This is a genomic window from Pseudomonas sp. MB-090624, from assembly GCF_003205245.1.
GTDB lineage: Bacteria > Pseudomonadota > Gammaproteobacteria > Pseudomonadales > Pseudomonadaceae > Aquipseudomonas > Aquipseudomonas juntendi.
The window spans coordinates 41,494-57,971 of sequence record NZ_QJRK01000006.1 but is presented as its reverse complement, the minus strand read 5'-3'; the positions used below and the strand labels follow the sequence as shown (position 1 = coordinate 57,971).

Genomic DNA, 16,478 nt, shown 5'->3' with positions numbered 1-16,478 from the left:
GGGCACCCATAATTTTAGGAGGGCTTCATGACCTTGGAGCGTAATGCCGATTACCTGGTCAGCTTGGTCAGGGAGCTGTGTAAGCTCCCGGCCGAAACCCCGTGGCTGGAGTTCAAACACAACAACGCCGATCCAAAGGAAATTGGTGAGTACCTAGCTGCTTTATCCAATGCGGCAGCTCTGGACGGCAAGAGCAATGCCTATCTGGTCTGGGGTGTGAGTGACAAGACCCATGAGATTGTCGGTACTACTTTCAAACCTCACAGCGCGAAGAAAGGTAACGAGGAGCTCGAAAGCTGGCTGCTGCGGCTGCTGAGTCCGCGGCTGCATTTTCGTTTTCATGCCTTCGAGGTCGACGGCAAGCCTTTGGTTTTGTTAGAAATCCCCAGCGCACACAGTAAGCCGACGACCTTTGAGGGGCGTGAGCTAATCCGGATTGGCTCGAACAAGAAGCCGTTGAAAGACTTCCCTGAACAAGAGCGTTCGCTCTGGCGAGTATTCGACCGAACCCCCTTCGAGGAGCTGTCGGCGGCAAGCAATCTGGATGCTTCTGAGGCTTTGGCCTTGCTTGATTACCCTGCTTATTTCCAATTGCTGGGGCTTCCACTGCCTACAAATCAGAGCGGTATTCTCAGTCGTCTGCAAGAAGATGGCATGCTGCGTAGTGATGCGGCCAAGCGCTGGGAGATCACTAACCTCGGGGCAATTTTGTTTGCCCGTGAGCTGCAGAAATTCAAAGGGCTAGCGCGCAAGGCGGTGCGGCTGATTGTTTACGAAGGCAAGGGGCGTCTGAAAACCCTACGTGAGCAGCAGGGGCACAAGGGCTATGCCAGCGGTTTCGAGGGGTTGATTGATTATCTTAGTGCACTGCTGCCGCGCAATGAGGTAATTGGAAAGGCCCTGCGCAAGGATGTGCCGATGTACCCGGACTTGGCAGTGCGTGAGCTGATTGCCAATGCCCTGATTCATCAGGATTTCTCTGTATCGGGTGCAGGTCCTATGGTGGAGATCTTTGATGACCGCCTTGAGATCACTAATCCCGGTGAGCCTCTGGTCGATGTTGATCGTTTTCTCGACAGCCCGCCTCGCTCACGCAATGAGGCATTGGCCTCCTTTATGCGACGCGTTGGCATCTGCGAAGAACGGGGTAGCGGCGTGGACAAGGTGGTTTCCGATACGGAACTCTATCAATTGCCACCGCCGCGCTGGGAGCGCCCTGATGGCTCTCTACGGGTCGTACTGTTCGCTCACCGAGCACTCAAGGACATGGACAAGCAGGAGCGGGTATATGCCTGCTATCTGCATGCTTGCCTGCGTTATGTGCTGCGTGACCCGATGACTAATACGACGCTGCGTGAACGCTTTGGAATCGATGCCAAAAACAGTGCGATGGCATCGCGGATCATTAGGGACGCAAAAGAGGTACAGGTTATTAAGCCGTATGAAGAGGGGCAGTCCAACAAAAACTCACGCTATCTGCCCTACTGGGCTTGAGTGGCGTTGTATTTGACGGGTATTTGATTCGTCGTCTGGTGGGCGGCATATTTTCAAGGCTAAAGCCTCTAAATCAGTACGCTTGCGGCTTTAGCCTGATATTTTTTGTATTTGATGGGTATTTGACTGGTTGCTCAGCTTGTCGGCACCGAGCACTAGACGAACTCAAGACCAACTTTAGACAAGCTGCCTCTCTCAGATAGGGGCCGGCCAGACGAAGGATCGCCCTATGAGCCACATCCACCACGAATGCGAACTCGAACGCCATATCGTCGAGCAACTGGCTGCTGCTGGTTGGTTGGTCGGCAAGTCCGCCGACTATGACGCGGCGCGGGCGCTGTTCCCTGATGATGTGCTCGGTTGGCTGGAGGAAAGCCAGCCGCAGGTCATGGTCAAGCTGCAGACCATGAACGGTACTGGCACTCGCGATGTGGTGCTGGATCGGCTGGTTAAACAACTGGAAAACAAGGTCGATGGCGGAACGGTGAATGTGCTGCGTTACGGCTTCGCCGTGGCCGGTGGCGGCACCTTAGCCATGAGCCAGGGGTTACCGGAGGATGATCGCAACGAGACGGTGATTCAGCGCTATGCGGCCAACCGCCTGCGCGTGGTACCGCAGCTGCGTTACTCGTTGGACAAGACCGACGAGATCGATCTAGCCTTCTTTATCAACGGCATTCCAGTGGCCACGGTGGAGCTGAAGACCGACTTCACCCAGTCGGTTGAGGCTGCCATGCAGCAGTACCGGATGGATCGCAAACCGGAGCGCAAGAGTGGCGGGTTTGAGCCGCTGCTGACCTTCAAGCGTGGTGCAGTGGTGCATTTCGCCATGAGCGACAGCGACATCCGCATGACCACCAAACTGGCCGGGGATTCGACTTTCTTTCTGCCGTTCAACCGGGGAAACGATGGCGCGGCGGGCAACCCACCCGGCGACAATGGCAGCTACCCGGTGAGCTACCTTTGGAAGCGGGTGCTGCAGAAGGACAACTGGCTGCACATCTTCCATCGCTTTGTGTTGCAAGAACGTAAGGAAGCCCAGGATTTGAACGGCAAGACCTACTTCAAGGAAGGTCTGATTTTCCCGCGCTTCCATCAATGGGAAGGCGTAACCAAGATGATCGACGCAGTGCGCATCGAGGGTGCCGGACAGCCCTATCTGATCCAGCACAGTGCCGGCTCGGGCAAGACTAATACCATTGCCTGGACGGCGCATTCGTTGATCCGTGTGCGTCGCCCGGATGGCGAGCCGTACTTCCATAGCGTGATCGTGGTCACTGACCGCCAGGTGCTGGATCAGCAGTTGCAGGATGCCATCCAGCAAATCGAGCACCAGGTAGGGGTGGTGTGCGCCATCGACCGCCAGCAATCCAGTCTGCCGAAGAGCCAGCAGTTGGCTAAGGCGATGCTAGGCGGCGTGCCGATCATCGTCTGTACCTTGCAGACTTTCCCCTATGCACAAAAGGCCATTCTTGGGGAAACCAGCCTGCGTGATCGCCGCTTTGCCATCATCATCGACGAGGCGCACAGCTCCACTGGCGGCAGTACCGCCGATGACCTGCGCTATGTGCTGACCGGGCAGAGTGAGGACGAGTGGGACAAACTGAGCAAAGAGGAGCGTTTATCGGTATGGCAGTCATCGCGTAGCCGACCGGGCAATGCCAGCTATTTTGCCTTTACCGCCACGCCCAAGCATTCGACCCTAAGTTTGTTTGGCCGCCCGCGAAATGCGGCGCAGCCGGTGAACCAGGAAAATCCTCCGGCACCGTTTCACCTTTACACCATGCAGCAGGCCATCGAGGAAGGCTTTATCCTTGATGTGCTGAAAAACTACACCGGCTATAACGTGGCGTTCAAAATCGGCAGCGAGTTTGTCGACGACAAGCGTGTGGACGAGAAGAGTGCCCGGCGCAAGCTGGCCAAGTGGCTGTCACTGAATCCGGTGAACGTGGGGCAGAAGGTCGAGCTGATCGTCGAGCACTTCCGCAAGAACGTTGCACACCTGCTCGGTGGTCAGGCCAAGGCCATGGTGGTGACTAGCTCGCGTGCCGCTGCGGTGAAGTATCACCTGGCGCTGCTGGACTACTGCCAGCGCAAGGGCTACGACAACGTGCAGGCGATGGTGGCGTTCTCCGGTGAGGTGCCCAATAGCGATGTGCAGGAAACCGGCCTGCCTGCGGATCATCAGTTCAGCGAGACCAACTTGAACCCCGGCCTCAATGGCCGCGATATGCGAAAGGTGTTCGACACCCCGGACTATCGGGTGATGATCGTCGCCAACAAGTACCAGACCGGCTTCGACCAACCCAAGCTGGTGGCCATGTACCTGGACAAAAAAATATCGGGTGTGGAGGCGGTGCAGACGCTGTCGCGGCTGAATCGAACCTTTCCTGGCAAGGACAAGACCTACGTCATCGACTTTGCTAACGAGGCAGAAGAGATCCTGGCAGCGTTCAAGACCTTCTACCGTGATGCTCAGGTGGCCGATATTCAGGACCCGAACATTGTCTACGACATCAAGCAGCGCTTGGATGGCATGTTCATCTATGAGGTCGCTGAGGTCGAAGCGTTTGGCGAAGCCATCGTGAATCGCAATGTCACGCATCAGAAGCTTTATTCGCTGACTCAATCAGCCACCGACCGTTTCAACGGCAAGCTAAAGACCCTCAACGATGCCATCGACCAGTGGGAAAAGGCCTGGGAGGCCGCTCACGACAATGGTGACGAAAAGGGGATGGAGTACGCCGACGTACAAAGGGCGGAGTACTGCATGGCCCGTGATGAATTGATGATCTTCAGTGAGAGCCTGACCAAGTTCGTCCGCACCTATGAGTACATCGCTCAGTTGGTGGAGTTCGGCGACCCAGCGCTGGAAGCGTTTGCCAGCTATGCACGGCTGTTGCGTAAACGCTTGAAGGGCATCAGTGCCGAACAGGTGGACCTGGGTGATCTCAAGCTCAGCCACTACAAAATCAGAAAAGGCGAGGGGCTGGGTGGGCTTTCAGCCGTGGGCGAAACGCCCGAGCTATATGGCATTACCGACAACGGCCTGCGCGACGCGCGCGACCGCGAGAAAAAATACCTCACCGAGTTGATCGAAAAACTTAACAACGCCTTCGGCAAGGACATCACCGATACCGATCAGGTGGCCTTTGCCGTGCATGTGTCCGAGAAGCTGCGTGGCGATACCGTGGTCATGGCCCAGGTGCAAAACAACACCCTGGATCAGGCGATGAAGGCTGACCTGCCGAGCAAAGCCATCCAGGCCATTGCCAGTGCCATGAGCAGCCACACTAGCATGGCGACCAAGCTATTGAGCGACGAATCCACGCGGGATGTGTTCCTGACGGTGGTGTATGAGTTGCTGAAGAAAGATGCTGGGGCTGATCTGCTCGGTTCGGCGCGGACTTAAGCGGCAACAGCCAAAAGAAAAAAAGAAAAACGAGATTGAGGCAGGCAGGAGGCTCAGTAGCCCCCTGTTCGCTTCATGCCGTTTATTCGATTTTGGTTGACTGACCTCCTCAAGGCGTGAAGCTGCCGTTCACCAGCGGAAAAATGCTCCGCAACGGACTGTTGAATATAGCTCAGCGGAGAAATCAAAAAACCTCATCAGATCGTCGAGGTTTCAAGCGTATCGGCTTCATTGAACAGTTCGCGCATCACTACCACAAAAGCGTCAGCCGGACGGGACGGCTTCTGGGTTTGCGACGAGGCGATCACGACTCGTTGCGGTGGGATGCTAGCGTCAAATGGGCGACACACGATGGGTCGCCCATCGTAGCTCAAGTCTCCAGCTGGTCGAGTGACGAGAATCGACACTCCGTGCCCATGTGCCACGAGTGAGCGCACCATTTCCACCGAGCGCAACTCCATAATGACATTGGGCTCTACACCACCCGAGCGGAACAGTGACAGGAAATAGTCGCGACTGTGAGGCAGGTCTAGAAGGATGAAGGGCTCGGTTTGCAAATCCTGAATGCACAAGTTGGCTTTTGCTGCCAGATGATGCCCTTCGGGCAGCAGCACATAAGGTGATTGCAGTCCCACCGCCTGTAGCTTGACCTTACGAGCCAGGTTCATGTCATAGATCAGCGCTAAATCAAGGGTGCCGCGCTCCACCCGTTCGATCAGTTCCTCGGTGTCACCTTCGACAATGGCGACTCGTACCTCAGGAAAGCGCTGCTTGAAGCGCTCGACCATGGTGGGGACATGACGCGCGCCCAACGTTGCAAAGCAGCCAACCGAAAGGTCCCCCACCACGCTATCAGTCTCCTTGGCAGAGAGCTGCGCGGCACTTTGCAGTAGCTGCCGAGCTTGCTGATAACGGCGGGTTCCGGCGGAGCTGAGTTCGATTCCTTTGCCTGGAATCCTCACGAACAAGCGCTCATCCCATAGGGCTTCCAACTCCGCAATCGCGTTTGATATCGAGGGTTGGGACACACTCAGCGACTTGGCCGCATTGACGGTACTTCGACATTGGGCCGCTGCTACAAAATATTCGATTTGCCGAAGGCTGAAGTGAATCATTATTTTTAATTCGCAGTATCAAAAGTGCATATTTTTAATTATATACCCAGCTGCTTATCCTCAGTCCATCCACAGCCTGTGTCCTTCCAAAAAACGCGCTGATCTGGCGCAGATGCTGCACTAACAATATCGAGGATTCGCCCATGGCTCGTTCAACTGCGCCTGTTGCACCGAGGTCGGTGATTGAAACCCGCTCCATCGATTACATACCGGAAAACGAGCGCCATGGCAGCGCATTCGGTCAATTCACACTATGGCTGGGTGTGAACCTGAACATCACTGCCATCGTAACCGGCGCTTTGGTGGTGGTACTTGGAGGCGATGTATTCTGGTCATTGATCGGGCTTCTTATAGGTCAAGTGCTTGGCAGCATCGTCATGGGCCTGCAAGCCGCCCAAGGGCCGGCGATTGGCCTGCCGCAGATGATCCGCAGTCGCGTGCAGTTCGGTGTATATGGTGCGGTAATTCCGCTTGTACTGGTGAGCTTGTTGTACGTGGGGTTCTCGGCGGGCGGCACGTTGCTGGCCGGTCAATCCGTGGCAAAAGTGCTATCGATCGCGGACTGGCAAGGCATCGTTCTCTTCGGCCTGGTAACCCTGTTGTTGGCTACCCTTGGATATCGCACCATCCACTCCATTGCCAAAGTGGCCAGTGTGGTGGGCGTCATTGCCTTCATCTACATGTTCGGTGCGTTGCTGGCCCGGCACGATATCCATGCGCTGCTCGACAATCGTCACTTCGTCGCTGCCAATTTCGTGTTTTCAATCTCTTTGGCTGCGGCTTGGCAGATTTCGTATGGGCCATACGTGGCGGACTATTCCCGATACTTGCCCAGTCAGACTTCCAAGTTGAAGATCTTTCTGGCTGCATCGATGGGCACGGTACTGGGATCACAGGCAGCCATGACCTTCGGCGTGTTTGCCGCGGCCCTCGCCGGATCAGCCTTCTCGGGCCATGAGGTAGAGTTTGTTGTCGGCCTGGGCTCGACGGGTGTGTTGGCGATGATCCTGTATCTGGTGGTCGGCTTCGGCAAAATCACCATGATGACCCTCAACGCTTACAGCAGCTACATGTCCAGCGCCACCATTGTCAGCGCGTTCGGCGGCGTCAACAAAGTGTCTCTGACCCATCGCTTCATCTATGTGCTGGGAATGGTGTCCGTTGCAGTGCTGATTGCCCTGGCCGGTTCTCACAGCTTTATCAGTGCATTTTCTTCCTTCCTCATTTTTCTACTGGCGTTCATCACACCCTGGAGCGCTATCAGCCTGGCTGACGTGTTCTTCGTCAACGGCACACGTTATGACCTGGCGGCCCTCAACGATCCCGCTGGCCGCTATGGCCGTTGGAACTGGCCTGTTATTGCCACCTACTGCTGCGGGGTGCTGATGGAGTTGCCGTTCATTTCCAGCGGTTTCTACACCGGACCGATTGCCCGTGCGCTGAACGATGCAGACGTTTCCTGGGTGGTCGGCCTGCTGGGTACCGGAGCGCTTTACTGCCTGGTAAGCCGGCGAATGGTTGCCAGAGTGCCAACGTCCCTTGCGACTGTTGTCGACAGCAAAGTCTAACTGGAATGCCAATCCAATCAGCCTTCACTCCTCTCTCAGGTAGTCTTTTCATGACATCGGATGAATCCCGCTTCGCGCGCGAAAACTTGCCCGGCGACCCTTACGCAATGCTGTTGCACTGCGCGAACCGCTGGCCGGACAAGGAGGCGCTCGTATTTGACTCCACACCTCAGCGGCTGACCTTCAGCCAATGGTTGCTTGCTTCCCAGACACTGGCTTGTGCCTTGCGGCGGTGCGGGATTCAACCCGGCAGCTCGGTGGCATTGTGGGCGGAAAATAGAATCGAATGGCCAATCGCGCAGGTCGCCATTGCTGCCATTGGTGCGGTGCTGGTGCCGGTTAATACGCACTTTCGCGAGGACGACCTCCTGCATGTGCTGGACCACAGTCAGTCGGTGGCGATCTTGCTTTCCGCGCGCTTTCGGTCCAGTGACTATCTGACCATGACACTGGACACTCGCAACCGGTTACCCATTCTGCGCGACGTGATTTGCTTCGACGAACCTGAGCTTCACGCTGAGAGTTGCTGGAGTTACGCGGCACTGATGAGCGAAGGGCCGGAGTTGCCATTTCAGGCTTGGCCCTGGTCGCCTCGCGAGTTGGCCAGCATCCAGTACACCTCCGGCACCACAGGGCGGCCAAAGGGCGCTGAATTGTGCTTCGAAGGAATGTTGATGAATGCACGAGGCACCGTCGCGCGGCTGGCGGTTACTGCCGAGGATCGCTGGACTTCCATCATTCCGCTATTCCACTGCGCGGGCTGCATTATGAATGTGCTCTCAGCGCTGGCCGCAGGGGCCACGTATGTGGGGGTCAGTGCCTTCGATGCCGAGCGAATGTTGCGCCTCGTGGAGGCCGAGCGCTGTACGCTGCTGACGGGCGTTCCTACCTCTTATCTGGCCATGCTGGAGCACCCGCGACGAATACAATACGACCTTTCTTCGTTGCGGGCGGGCACTTGCGGTGGCGCAGATTGCGACCCGGCCTTGCTCGAACGCTGCGCTTCTGCGTTCCCGATTCCAGGCCTGGTGCAGGTGTACGGCCAGACCGAAGCCAGCACCCTTATCGCTTTGGACAGTTGCGAGAGTGCCCAGCGATTCACTACCGCGGGCATGCCATTGCCAGGCATGCAGGTGCGCGTGTGTGATCCGGACAACGGCCAGGTGCTGGCCTGCGGTGAGACCGGGCAGGTTCAGGTGCGCGGACCCATGGTGATGCTCGGCTATCATCGTGACCCGCTGGAGACTGCTCGCTGTATCGACCTCGATGGCTGGATGCAGACGGGGGATCTCGGACGCGTTACCGCCGACGGCCGAGTGGAGCTTGTGGGTGGACGGTTACGCGACATGATCATCCGCGGTGGCGAGAACATCTACCCGGTGGAGGTGGAGAACCTGCTACGCGCCCACCCGGCTATCACCGAAATCGCTGTATTTGCCATGCCGGATCCTTTCTACGGCGAAGTGGTCGCCGCGGCGGTCGAGCTGGGTGGGGCGCTCTCCGCTGCGCAGGTGAAGCAGGCGTGTGCCGGAAAAATCGCTGGGTTCAAGCATCCGTCCAGGGTGTTCAAGGTCAGCCAATGGCCCATGACGTCCAGTGGGAAAATACTCAAGCGCGAGCTGAAAGCCCAAGCCATGGCGATGCAGTTGGAGGAGTTACCATGAGCACACCGATCCTCGGCCATCAGCATCACTGCGCATTCGTACCAGGGCTTCAACAAACGGCTGCCGCCATCGGCAATGCCGGGGTGCAGGTGGTATCTACGCCGGCACTTATTGCTCTGCTGGAGGAAACGGCGGGCAGTGGCGTTCAGGCTTTCTGCGTTCCGGGATGGGGCACGGTTGGCACTAAAGTGGATATTGCGCATTTGAGCCCGGCCTGGCCGGGCATTGAGGTGCAGTGCGAAGCCGTGCTGGAGTCGACCAAGGACCGCACGTTGAGTTTCGCGGTGAGCGCGAGCCAACAAGGACGGTTAGTGATGCGCGGCCATCACGAACGAGTGATGGTCGACCTCAGCCGCTTCTCCATGCCGCAACCGATCAGCGCGGGCGAGCCAATTGAGTTTTTTTTCGATTTTCACAGTCCATGGTGCTACCTGGCTATGCCGCGCTTGCGAGAAATCGCCGCTGCCCATGGTCGAGCGATTCATTGGCGGCCCATGCACTTGGCCAACCTGATCGATCACATCGGGGGGCGGCGACCACTGGAAGCATCGCCAGCATTTGTGCGGTGGTTTCAGCAGGATTTGCAGGATTGGGCTCGACTGAGACGCTTGACGCTAAGCTACCACCCTCAGTTCCCATTGCGACCTTCCCGAGCTTTGCGTTGCAGCCTGTATGCAATCGAGAAGGGAAAGGGCGCGGAGTTCATCTTCAACGTGATGCGAGCTTACTGGACTGAAAGCCGGGATATCAGCGACCTGGACATCCTCGGTGATCTGGCGGTTGCGGCAGGCCTGGACCGAAGTGCAACTATACAGGCTGCTTCCGATGAGCGATTCAAGCTGGCACTGGAGGCTAACAACGATCAAGCGGTGCAGCTAGGCGTTTTCGGTGCGCCGACCGTCATCGCCGATTCGAAGCTGTTCTGGGGGAATGATCGGCTGGAAATGATGGGGGATTATCTAGCGCAGAGTAACGGTCAGAACAATTAATCTCTGGCGATGGAGGAGCGCTGAATCAGCCTTAAAGTGCGAAGGTCTCTGTATTGCATCATTTGACGAGCCGCTCCTCGGTTCATACACGGGGGCAAGTCGAGTGACTGCTATTGGCCGATTCTGTTGAAAAAGTCGGTTTTCCAGACTCCCCCATGCTGATCGCTGAAAACGCTTTTTTTGCGCGTCGCCACGCGAAATCTGAGCCCCGAATCCTCTGCTCAAAGTGAAGATTTCAATCTCACGCGCGTACTTTTCTGCCGAGAAAACCATGGCCGACTTTTTCAACAGAATCGGCCGTTCTCTGCCGACCCTGGTTACAAAACGTGCCGGTTAAATCCGATGCAATCGGTGGTTAGAACGACTGCAAATGACTGGTCGGGTCGAATGCAAACGGGTGTGGCAGTTTAGAGAACCACCGTATACGGCGGCGAGTCTGCGAGATTTTGGAAGGGGGGAGAGCGAGCGTTCAAGGAGCGTGCTCGGCGTTTACGCGTAGTGCTTTAGTCGGCTACGAATATCTCTCTGGCGATTGATCTCATAAAGGCTACTGCTTAAAGTGGTCCTCGCCATTGCGATTGACTGGACAGGCGATGCGATTATGCCCTTTGTCAAAAATAAAAACTGAAGTGAAGTCAATAGGGGGGCGTAAAGCCCCCTACCTCAGGACTAGCAAGGAGACCGTTTTGGCCCGTGCGTCTGTGCAGCTGTGCTCAGGCTTGTTATTGCAACAGATAGCCCATCGGCTGGTCATCTTTGTCGAAGCAGAGAATGGTTTCGCAGTGGCCGCCTAGCTGATCGGCATTCGATTCGCTGATGTCGGGCAACCATTTACCCAGTTCTGCGATTGGAACCCTCTTCTCGTTGATGTAGCAATCGTCGTCAGCGCGTGGGTTGCACCAAGCACTCTTCACGTCTGGCCATTCGGATTGGGCAGCGACCGTTTTTTGCACATTTCTCTTGGATGGCAGGTGTTGACCATTGTTTAGGTCAGTAAGGTACTGCTTGTAGCTGCCAACGTAATACTCGCCAAACAGGTTCTGTATCGTGCTTTCAGGTGCGCCAGCCGCTTCGTAAAAGCTATGGAGCAATTTCCCCGCCTCTACGTAGCTGAGGCGATCTTGGCCTTTGGCGGGGCCGCTGTCCAAGCGATAGGCGACTGGCTTGCCATCGGTGCTCTGGTCAATGTAGTACCAGAGAGACAGGCGATACGGGATATCGGCTGACCAGTGGCCGACAATGTTTCCGCCGCCATCCCGGCAGTTCCCTTTGATGCAGCGCCCAGAAAACTGATTCGAATAGATAACATCCTGCTGGCGCTTTTCGTCCCAGATCTTCACGTCACGAGGCTGGTAGTACCAAACGCATTGAAGGCTGTAGTTTTTGTCCATTCCATTGGTGAATTCCTTGATTCCACAAGGAATGGCTTGGGGCAAGCCTTCCATTGTTTGCTCGCTAGGGAAATAAAGTCCCAGGCCCTGGTAGGCGCTGGCGGTCATTGAAGTGATCGACAAGACAATAACGCTGATTATTTTTTGCATGAGATAGTTCCCTCTATGGTTTAAGTGAGCGCAGGGCGAGCGGAGCAGTCAATTTGTAATGACTGCTCCTTTTCGTGATAGGAGATGCTCGTTCAGATCGGAGTAAGCGTTATTTCTTGTATCGGACGGTCAGTTTCTTATTGACGTAGTCCTTTACGATTTCGTAATCGGGGTTGTAGGTGACGAGCGCATGACCGACGCCTGCCGCAACAGTGAATGCCGCCAGAGTTAATGTTGCTGGTGCTGACATTACGGTGGCTGCCGCTCCAAGCGCCCCACCGTGCATTGCTGCACCTTTCAGGTCGCTTACTACGCGGCACTTCATTCCCATGCTTTCAATCTTAGTTTCGACAAGTTTGATACCTGCCATGAAATTGCCCCTGAGGCCATGGATCTCGAAGGACGCTTTGCTTTTCACGAGACCTTCAATTTGCGCTTCATTCAGACCGGTTACGACGATCATGGCTTTTCTGAGCTCCCTGCAAGAGATAGTGTTTTAGAGAAAAAGTCGTATATCAACCTTTTGGGTTGAGTCTCGGTTTGGTAAGTCCTTCATGTCAATAGGTTGATGACCAACCATCCAAGTTGAATTGGAGGGTGGCATGTCAAAAACCGAATCGAAGCAGCTGGCGGAGCTTGTTGGTCAAGCAATTGCTCGCCAGCGGTCTCGTTGCAAGCTGAGTCAGGAGCAGGTTGCGGAAAAGCTTGGGATTGGAAGCGAGGCCGTATCCCGTATCGAGCGTGGGATCGTCATGCCTAACATCGAGCGTTTGGTCGAACTGGCGGAAATTTTTGGCTGTGAAACCGCCGACTTGCTGACGGCGGGCAGTTCACGCCCAGAAGACCAGGCGCGCAGGCTCTACGATTTGCTGTCCACGCTGGATACGGATGACCGCGCACTCGTCATGGGTGTGGTGGAGCGTCTTGTTGACCGGCTCGGTCGTGACTGAGTTGCTATTTTACGGCGGCTGAGGCGCTTGCTCAGAAGCTTCCTTCACCGCTTCACCGAATAAAGCGCCGCAGCGCAGGCACAGACAGTCGAAGCCTGCGAAGTGATATTTGGCGACATCCTCAGCCAATCGCAGCGCCGATGGGTAAGTCGGTGCGATGGCGGCCAGCCCACTCAGTAGCGAGTTGTATCCGAGGCGATCCTGCGTGCCCTGATTCGTGTCCTGAACTCCTCGTAGCGCGCCATCGGCCAGGCCGGCCAGCAGGGCAATGCCTCTTGCGGCCTCCTGGGTCAGGACGGCTCTTGAGTCGCAGATCAAACATTGTCTGATCATCGTTCATTCTCCTGATGGGTTAAGTGCGGCCATTCCCTGTCTGGCCGCTCATAAAGGTTGCTGAGGTCACCCCTGCGATGTGGGACTTCTCGTGGGATTGTCCTGGCCGGATGCGCGCAGCAGCTTGCACAGGCGGTTCAGAATCCAGCACGCAAGGACTACGGCGACCAGCAACGGCGGGAAACGCAGCATTAGCAGAATGCTCAGCACCAGTACGCCTGCTGCAGCCAGCGCCCCGATGAAAATGAATAGGCAGAATAGAAATCGAAGCAGGGTCATGACGGCTCTCCGAAAGAGCCTGCCTGGCCGATGCATTCAGTCCAGGCAGGAGTGGTATCAGTTGGCGTGCGAGGCGAGCGCTTCCAGCTTGCCCGCGAGTGAGTTGGGTGCCGGTTGCGGTTCGTCACTCTGGGCAGCGCCGGTGGCGGCATCCGTGCTCGAATAAAACTCCTCGATCACGGCGCCACCGTCTTCCTCACTGTCCTCGAACGCCCCGTTGCCGAGCCCATGCTTCGCTGCGCTGTCCAATGAGGCCTGATCGAAGCCCGCAGATTGCCGGGCTTCATCGAGCTGCCGAGCGGCGAACAATGCTTCCTCCATGCTCATGCCGCTGCGCACGGTGATATCGACGTAGAAGATCGGCGTGCCGTGGCTTTGCCGGGTGGACTTGCCGCGCAAACGCAGTTCCAGCGGCAGGCAGGCCAGGCGCTTGCCCGAGATGGCTTGGAAGTAATGCAGCCGAGCGGCCAGAGTGCGGATGCTATTGAAGCCGGTGGTACGGAACACGAAGCTGCCCAGCGGATCGTCATCACCGATGAGTACGTTCAGCCGACCATAAGGCTTGCAGGCCCCCCCTTTGGCCAATGGACACGCATCTGGCGAGGGGCAGGGCAGTGACTGCATGCCGTCTTGAGTGGCACGCTTGCAGGTCTCGCCATTGCCCACGCACAACGGCCTGCCAGACTGCCGGTCGAACAGGGTGTAGTCGGCCCGGAAATTCAGTTCCGGTTCGTTGAACAATAGGCGTACAGGAATGCTGCGCAGCTTGTCTTCCTTACTCGGGCGCAGTTCGTCGTTGAGTGGGTGTAGCAGCCAGCCATCCCTGCTTTGCACCTGGGATGTGATGGTGAACTGATCATCTTTCTCCGGCAGGCGTTTACCGTTTTTCTCGATGACTTTGCCGATGGAGATGCGTCCGAGCAAAGGGGGCGTCAGGGCTAAGCCTTTCAACATGATGGTTCTCCTGGAAATGAAAAAAAGGCCAGCCACACAGGGCGAACTGAATGGACTGGCCAAGGTGGAGGGAAGTGAGAGGTAGCGGAATCAGTTGATCAGGAAGCGGCGACTGCCTTCCTTGGTTTTGGCGTAGCGAACCTGCAGGTAAGGTTTCTCTTTCAGTAGGCGCTCGACATCGAGCACGGTACTGCCCTTGGATTTCTTCCAGCTGATATATCCGCTGGAGAACTCCGCTCGGGTGGCCTCGCCGATGGCTTGCTGCAGCATCTGCTTGAGTTGGGCCTCGCGCGTTTCTTTCTCGCCGATGGATTGGCGCACGGCCTTGAGCTCTAAGTAGGCCGCAGCCAATCCTGCATGGCCGCTGAAGTCGACGGTCTGACCGTTGTCCTCCGGGTACAAGCAGCGCAAAGCCGCCTCGGCCGATGCACTGCCGTCGACTGGCGGCGGGGTATCGGTTTCCACGTAGTTCCAGAACTTACGCTCCAGTTCGATCAGGCGGGCGATCATCTGCTCATCTCGCTCGATGCGATGGATCTCCAGGTGCTGACCGCCGAGCAGCACCGCCACATCTGCCGCCTGCTTGCCGGTGACTGCGAGTTGGTGCATCACTTGCAGTTCTACATATTCGGGTACGCCTTCCTTCCAGAGGCGTGCCCCGTTTATGCCGGCGGTCTTGCATTCGAGGATCTGCACGTCGTCTGCGCCGATTACCTCGCGGTCGATGTTGGCTAGCATCCAGGACAACTCGGGATTCGGATGCTGCAGTACGGCATTGATACGACGTACCCGGTTGCCGCTGCGTTTGCTGTAATGCCAGGCCACGATGGGCTCCAGCACATTGCCCCAGTAGGCTGGACTCTCATCATCCTGCGGGTCGAGCTTGGGAAGTGATGCATCTCGACCGGTTTTCTCCAGCCACAGTTCCAGCTGGGACTTGTACGGATTGAGGCCGACGGCGGCGGCAGCATCCGAGCTGCCGATGCCTTGCTTGCGCACCGCGAGCCAATCTTCACGAGGCAGGTCCTTGGTGCTGATCAGGCGCAGCGCTGGACGAGCCTTGCTAGTGCTGCGCAACGGAGTAGCGTTCATAGCGTTCACCTTGCAGAAATACAAACGCCTGATCAGCAACCAGGCTGATCGGGCGTTATGGGGTGGAGGAAGTAACCGGTTAGGCGACAAGTTGCAGTGCGGTGTCCAGCGCACGTTGTTTGATCTGGGCCCCTTGGCCGAACCACGCCGAGTCCATGCGGTACTCATTGCTACGGGCGCGACGTTCGTGGTCGACGTACTCAGTTACGGCATTGAGCAGGCCCCAGGCGGTACCGCGAGCCGAGTTCAGCTGACTGCCTCGGCCGCGACCTTCGTACAGCTCCTGAACCTTTCGCAGGGCACGTTCATTGGGCAGTACCTCTGGCAGTGCGCCGGTCGGATTGGTCTCGCACAGCACGTTCATAAAGAAGCCCAGCGCCTCATGCCACTGCACTTTGCGTTCGGCCAGCGCACGCATGCGGTACATAAAGTCGTCCCATTGCGAGACGGCGATTCCGAGCTGCTTCTTTACTGCCTTCGGGTCGAAGCGGGTGTTGTGCGGCACCTTGATCGCGCGGCTGGTGCCGTCCAAGGCGATGGTCAAGGTGTTGTTGCAGACCACGCGTACGGTAGTGGGTGTTGCCGTGGTGGCCAGGGTGCCGTCGCAGGACGTGGCCAGCAGCAGGTAACCGTTGACCTGATCGTTACCCTTGAGCGCAGCACCTTGACCGGTACGCGCCAACGCCCAGAACTTGCGACCACCTTTGAGTACCCCCGCAGTCTCCAGCGCGTAGCCGGAGACCTCGGTGAGGTCACGATAAAACTCCAAAACTTCCCGAGGCTGCACGGTGTGGTAGCGCTGGGAAACCACCGACAGCGGTGCTTTGGTGTCCGAACGGAAGAGCACCTTCTGCTCGGGGAAGGAATGGATCGCGCCCAGGTGGCCGACGGTCTCTGATTTGAAGAGGACGGGGCTTTCCTGGATCGCCCAGTCCATGCCGGCTTCGCGTTGCCAAACTTCGATGGGTTGCTTTTGAGTGAGCTGATTGCCCAGGCCATGCCAGGGAGTTTCGCCAGCATAGGCCATAGTTTCGATGAGATGAGCCATGGTTGTAATTCCTTTAGGTGCAAGCCGGCATAAAGCGCC

At 56.9% G+C, this 16,478-nt stretch carries 14 protein-coding genes; 6 read left to right on the top strand and 8 right to left on the bottom strand.

The genetic code is table 11. The features are described from left to right. Positions 1 to 27 precede the first annotated feature (27 nt). The gene (locus DMX12_RS04760; protein ID WP_110676543.1) at positions 28 to 1,494 is read left to right on the top strand and encodes an ATP-binding protein; all 1,467 of its coding nucleotides are present in this window, start codon (positions 28 to 30) and stop codon (positions 1,492 to 1,494) included. A 229-nt stretch (positions 1,495 to 1,723) separates the two neighbouring features. Further along, complete coding sequence (locus tag DMX12_RS04755) at positions 1,724 to 4,906, top strand: type I restriction endonuclease subunit R (RefSeq protein WP_054882018.1); 3,183 nt, start codon at positions 1,724 to 1,726, stop codon at positions 4,904 to 4,906. A 197-nt stretch (positions 4,907 to 5,103) separates the two neighbouring features. Here DMX12_RS04755 and DMX12_RS04750 read toward each other — a convergent pair whose 3' ends face one another. Continuing rightward, positions 5,104 to 6,021: a LysR substrate-binding domain-containing protein gene (locus DMX12_RS04750; RefSeq protein ID WP_054882017.1), complete on the bottom strand. Its 918-nt coding sequence runs from the start codon at positions 6,019 to 6,021 to the stop codon at positions 5,104 to 5,106. 143 nt (positions 6,022 to 6,164) lie between these two features. On the opposite strand from DMX12_RS04750, the gene DMX12_RS04745 reads away from it, so the two are divergent. From DMX12_RS04745 to DMX12_RS04735, 3 genes are read left to right on the top strand one after another with little or no spacing between them, the layout of a single operon-like run. After that, positions 6,165 to 7,589 carry a cytosine permease gene (locus DMX12_RS04745; RefSeq protein WP_054882016.1) on the top strand — a complete coding sequence of 475 codons (1,425 nt, stop codon included), beginning with the start codon at positions 6,165 to 6,167 and terminating at the stop codon, positions 7,587 to 7,589. 50 nt (positions 7,590 to 7,639) lie between these two features. Beyond that, complete coding sequence (locus DMX12_RS04740) at positions 7,640 to 9,253, top strand: class I adenylate-forming enzyme family protein (protein ID WP_054882015.1); 1,614 nt, start codon at positions 7,640 to 7,642, stop codon at positions 9,251 to 9,253. Continuing rightward, the gene (locus DMX12_RS04735) at positions 9,250 to 10,242 is read left to right on the top strand and encodes a DsbA family protein (RefSeq protein ID WP_054882014.1); all 993 of its coding nucleotides are present in this window, start codon (positions 9,250 to 9,252) and stop codon (positions 10,240 to 10,242) included. The genes DMX12_RS04740 and DMX12_RS04735 overlap by 4 nt, the downstream gene beginning before the upstream one ends. A 722-nt stretch (positions 10,243 to 10,964) precedes the next feature. On the opposite strand, the gene DMX12_RS04730 is transcribed toward DMX12_RS04735, so the two are convergent. Continuing rightward, positions 10,965 to 11,783 carry a hypothetical protein gene (locus DMX12_RS04730; RefSeq protein ID WP_054882013.1) on the bottom strand — a complete coding sequence of 273 codons (819 nt, stop codon included), beginning with the start codon at positions 11,781 to 11,783 and terminating at the stop codon, positions 10,965 to 10,967. A gap of 109 nt (positions 11,784 to 11,892) precedes the next feature. After that, positions 11,893 to 12,246, bottom strand: coding sequence for a hypothetical protein (locus DMX12_RS04725; RefSeq protein ID WP_054882012.1), 354 nt, complete (start codon positions 12,244 to 12,246; stop codon positions 11,893 to 11,895). 139 nt (positions 12,247 to 12,385) lie between these two features. Here DMX12_RS04725 and DMX12_RS04720 point away from each other — a divergent pair, with 139 nt between their 5' ends. Next, complete coding sequence (locus DMX12_RS04720) at positions 12,386 to 12,733, top strand: helix-turn-helix domain-containing protein (RefSeq protein WP_054882011.1); 348 nt, start codon at positions 12,386 to 12,388, stop codon at positions 12,731 to 12,733. Between the two features lie 9 nt (positions 12,734 to 12,742). Here the strand turns inward: DMX12_RS04720 and DMX12_RS04715 are convergent, their stop codons facing one another. From DMX12_RS04715 to DMX12_RS04695, 5 genes are all read right to left on the bottom strand, one after another. Further along, complete coding sequence (locus DMX12_RS04715; protein WP_054882010.1) at positions 12,743 to 13,066, bottom strand: hypothetical protein; 324 nt, start codon at positions 13,064 to 13,066, stop codon at positions 12,743 to 12,745. Positions 13,067 to 13,132: 66 nt separating this feature from the next. Further along, complete coding sequence (locus DMX12_RS04710; protein WP_054882009.1) at positions 13,133 to 13,345, bottom strand: hypothetical protein; 213 nt, start codon at positions 13,343 to 13,345, stop codon at positions 13,133 to 13,135. 57 nt (positions 13,346 to 13,402) lie between these two features. Further along, the gene (locus tag DMX12_RS04705) at positions 13,403 to 14,299 is read right to left on the bottom strand and encodes a hypothetical protein (RefSeq protein ID WP_054882008.1); all 897 of its coding nucleotides are present in this window, start codon (positions 14,297 to 14,299) and stop codon (positions 13,403 to 13,405) included. A 90-nt stretch (positions 14,300 to 14,389) separates the two neighbouring features. After that, positions 14,390 to 15,391: a YqaJ viral recombinase family protein gene (locus DMX12_RS04700; protein WP_054882007.1), complete on the bottom strand. Its 1,002-nt coding sequence runs from the start codon at positions 15,389 to 15,391 to the stop codon at positions 14,390 to 14,392. A 79-nt stretch (positions 15,392 to 15,470) separates the two neighbouring features. Further along, positions 15,471 to 16,439: a DUF932 domain-containing protein gene (locus tag DMX12_RS04695; protein ID WP_054882006.1), complete on the bottom strand. Its 969-nt coding sequence runs from the start codon at positions 16,437 to 16,439 to the stop codon at positions 15,471 to 15,473. Positions 16,440 to 16,478 lie beyond the last annotated feature (39 nt).

Coding starts and splice junctions, on each gene's coding strand:
- DMX12_RS04705 (WP_054882008.1), bottom strand. CDS start 14,299: ATGTTGAAAGGCTTAGCCCTGACGCCCCCTTTGCTCGGACGCATCTCC.
- DMX12_RS04700 (WP_054882007.1), bottom strand. CDS start 15,391: ATGAACGCTACTCCGTTGCGCAGCACTAGCAAGGCTCGTCCAGCGCTG.
- DMX12_RS04755 (WP_054882018.1), top strand. CDS start 1,724: ATGAGCCACATCCACCACGAATGCGAACTCGAACGCCATATCGTCGAG.
- DMX12_RS04735 (WP_054882014.1), top strand. CDS start 9,250: ATGAGCACACCGATCCTCGGCCATCAGCATCACTGCGCATTCGTACCA.
- DMX12_RS04730 (WP_054882013.1), bottom strand. CDS start 11,783: ATGCAAAAAATAATCAGCGTTATTGTCTTGTCGATCACTTCAATGACC.
- DMX12_RS04720 (WP_054882011.1), top strand. CDS start 12,386: ATGTCAAAAACCGAATCGAAGCAGCTGGCGGAGCTTGTTGGTCAAGCA.
- DMX12_RS04745 (WP_054882016.1), top strand. CDS start 6,165: ATGGCTCGTTCAACTGCGCCTGTTGCACCGAGGTCGGTGATTGAAACC.
- DMX12_RS04740 (WP_054882015.1), top strand. CDS start 7,640: ATGACATCGGATGAATCCCGCTTCGCGCGCGAAAACTTGCCCGGCGAC.
- DMX12_RS04725 (WP_054882012.1), bottom strand. CDS start 12,246: ATGATCGTCGTAACCGGTCTGAATGAAGCGCAAATTGAAGGTCTCGTG.
- DMX12_RS04760 (WP_110676543.1), top strand. CDS start 28: ATGACCTTGGAGCGTAATGCCGATTACCTGGTCAGCTTGGTCAGGGAG.
- DMX12_RS04710 (WP_054882009.1), bottom strand. CDS start 13,345: ATGACCCTGCTTCGATTTCTATTCTGCCTATTCATTTTCATCGGGGCG.
- DMX12_RS04695 (WP_054882006.1), bottom strand. CDS start 16,439: ATGGCTCATCTCATCGAAACTATGGCCTATGCTGGCGAAACTCCCTGG.
- DMX12_RS04715 (WP_054882010.1), bottom strand. CDS start 13,066: ATGATCAGACAATGTTTGATCTGCGACTCAAGAGCCGTCCTGACCCAG.
- DMX12_RS04750 (WP_054882017.1), bottom strand. CDS start 6,021: ATGATTCACTTCAGCCTTCGGCAAATCGAATATTTTGTAGCAGCGGCC.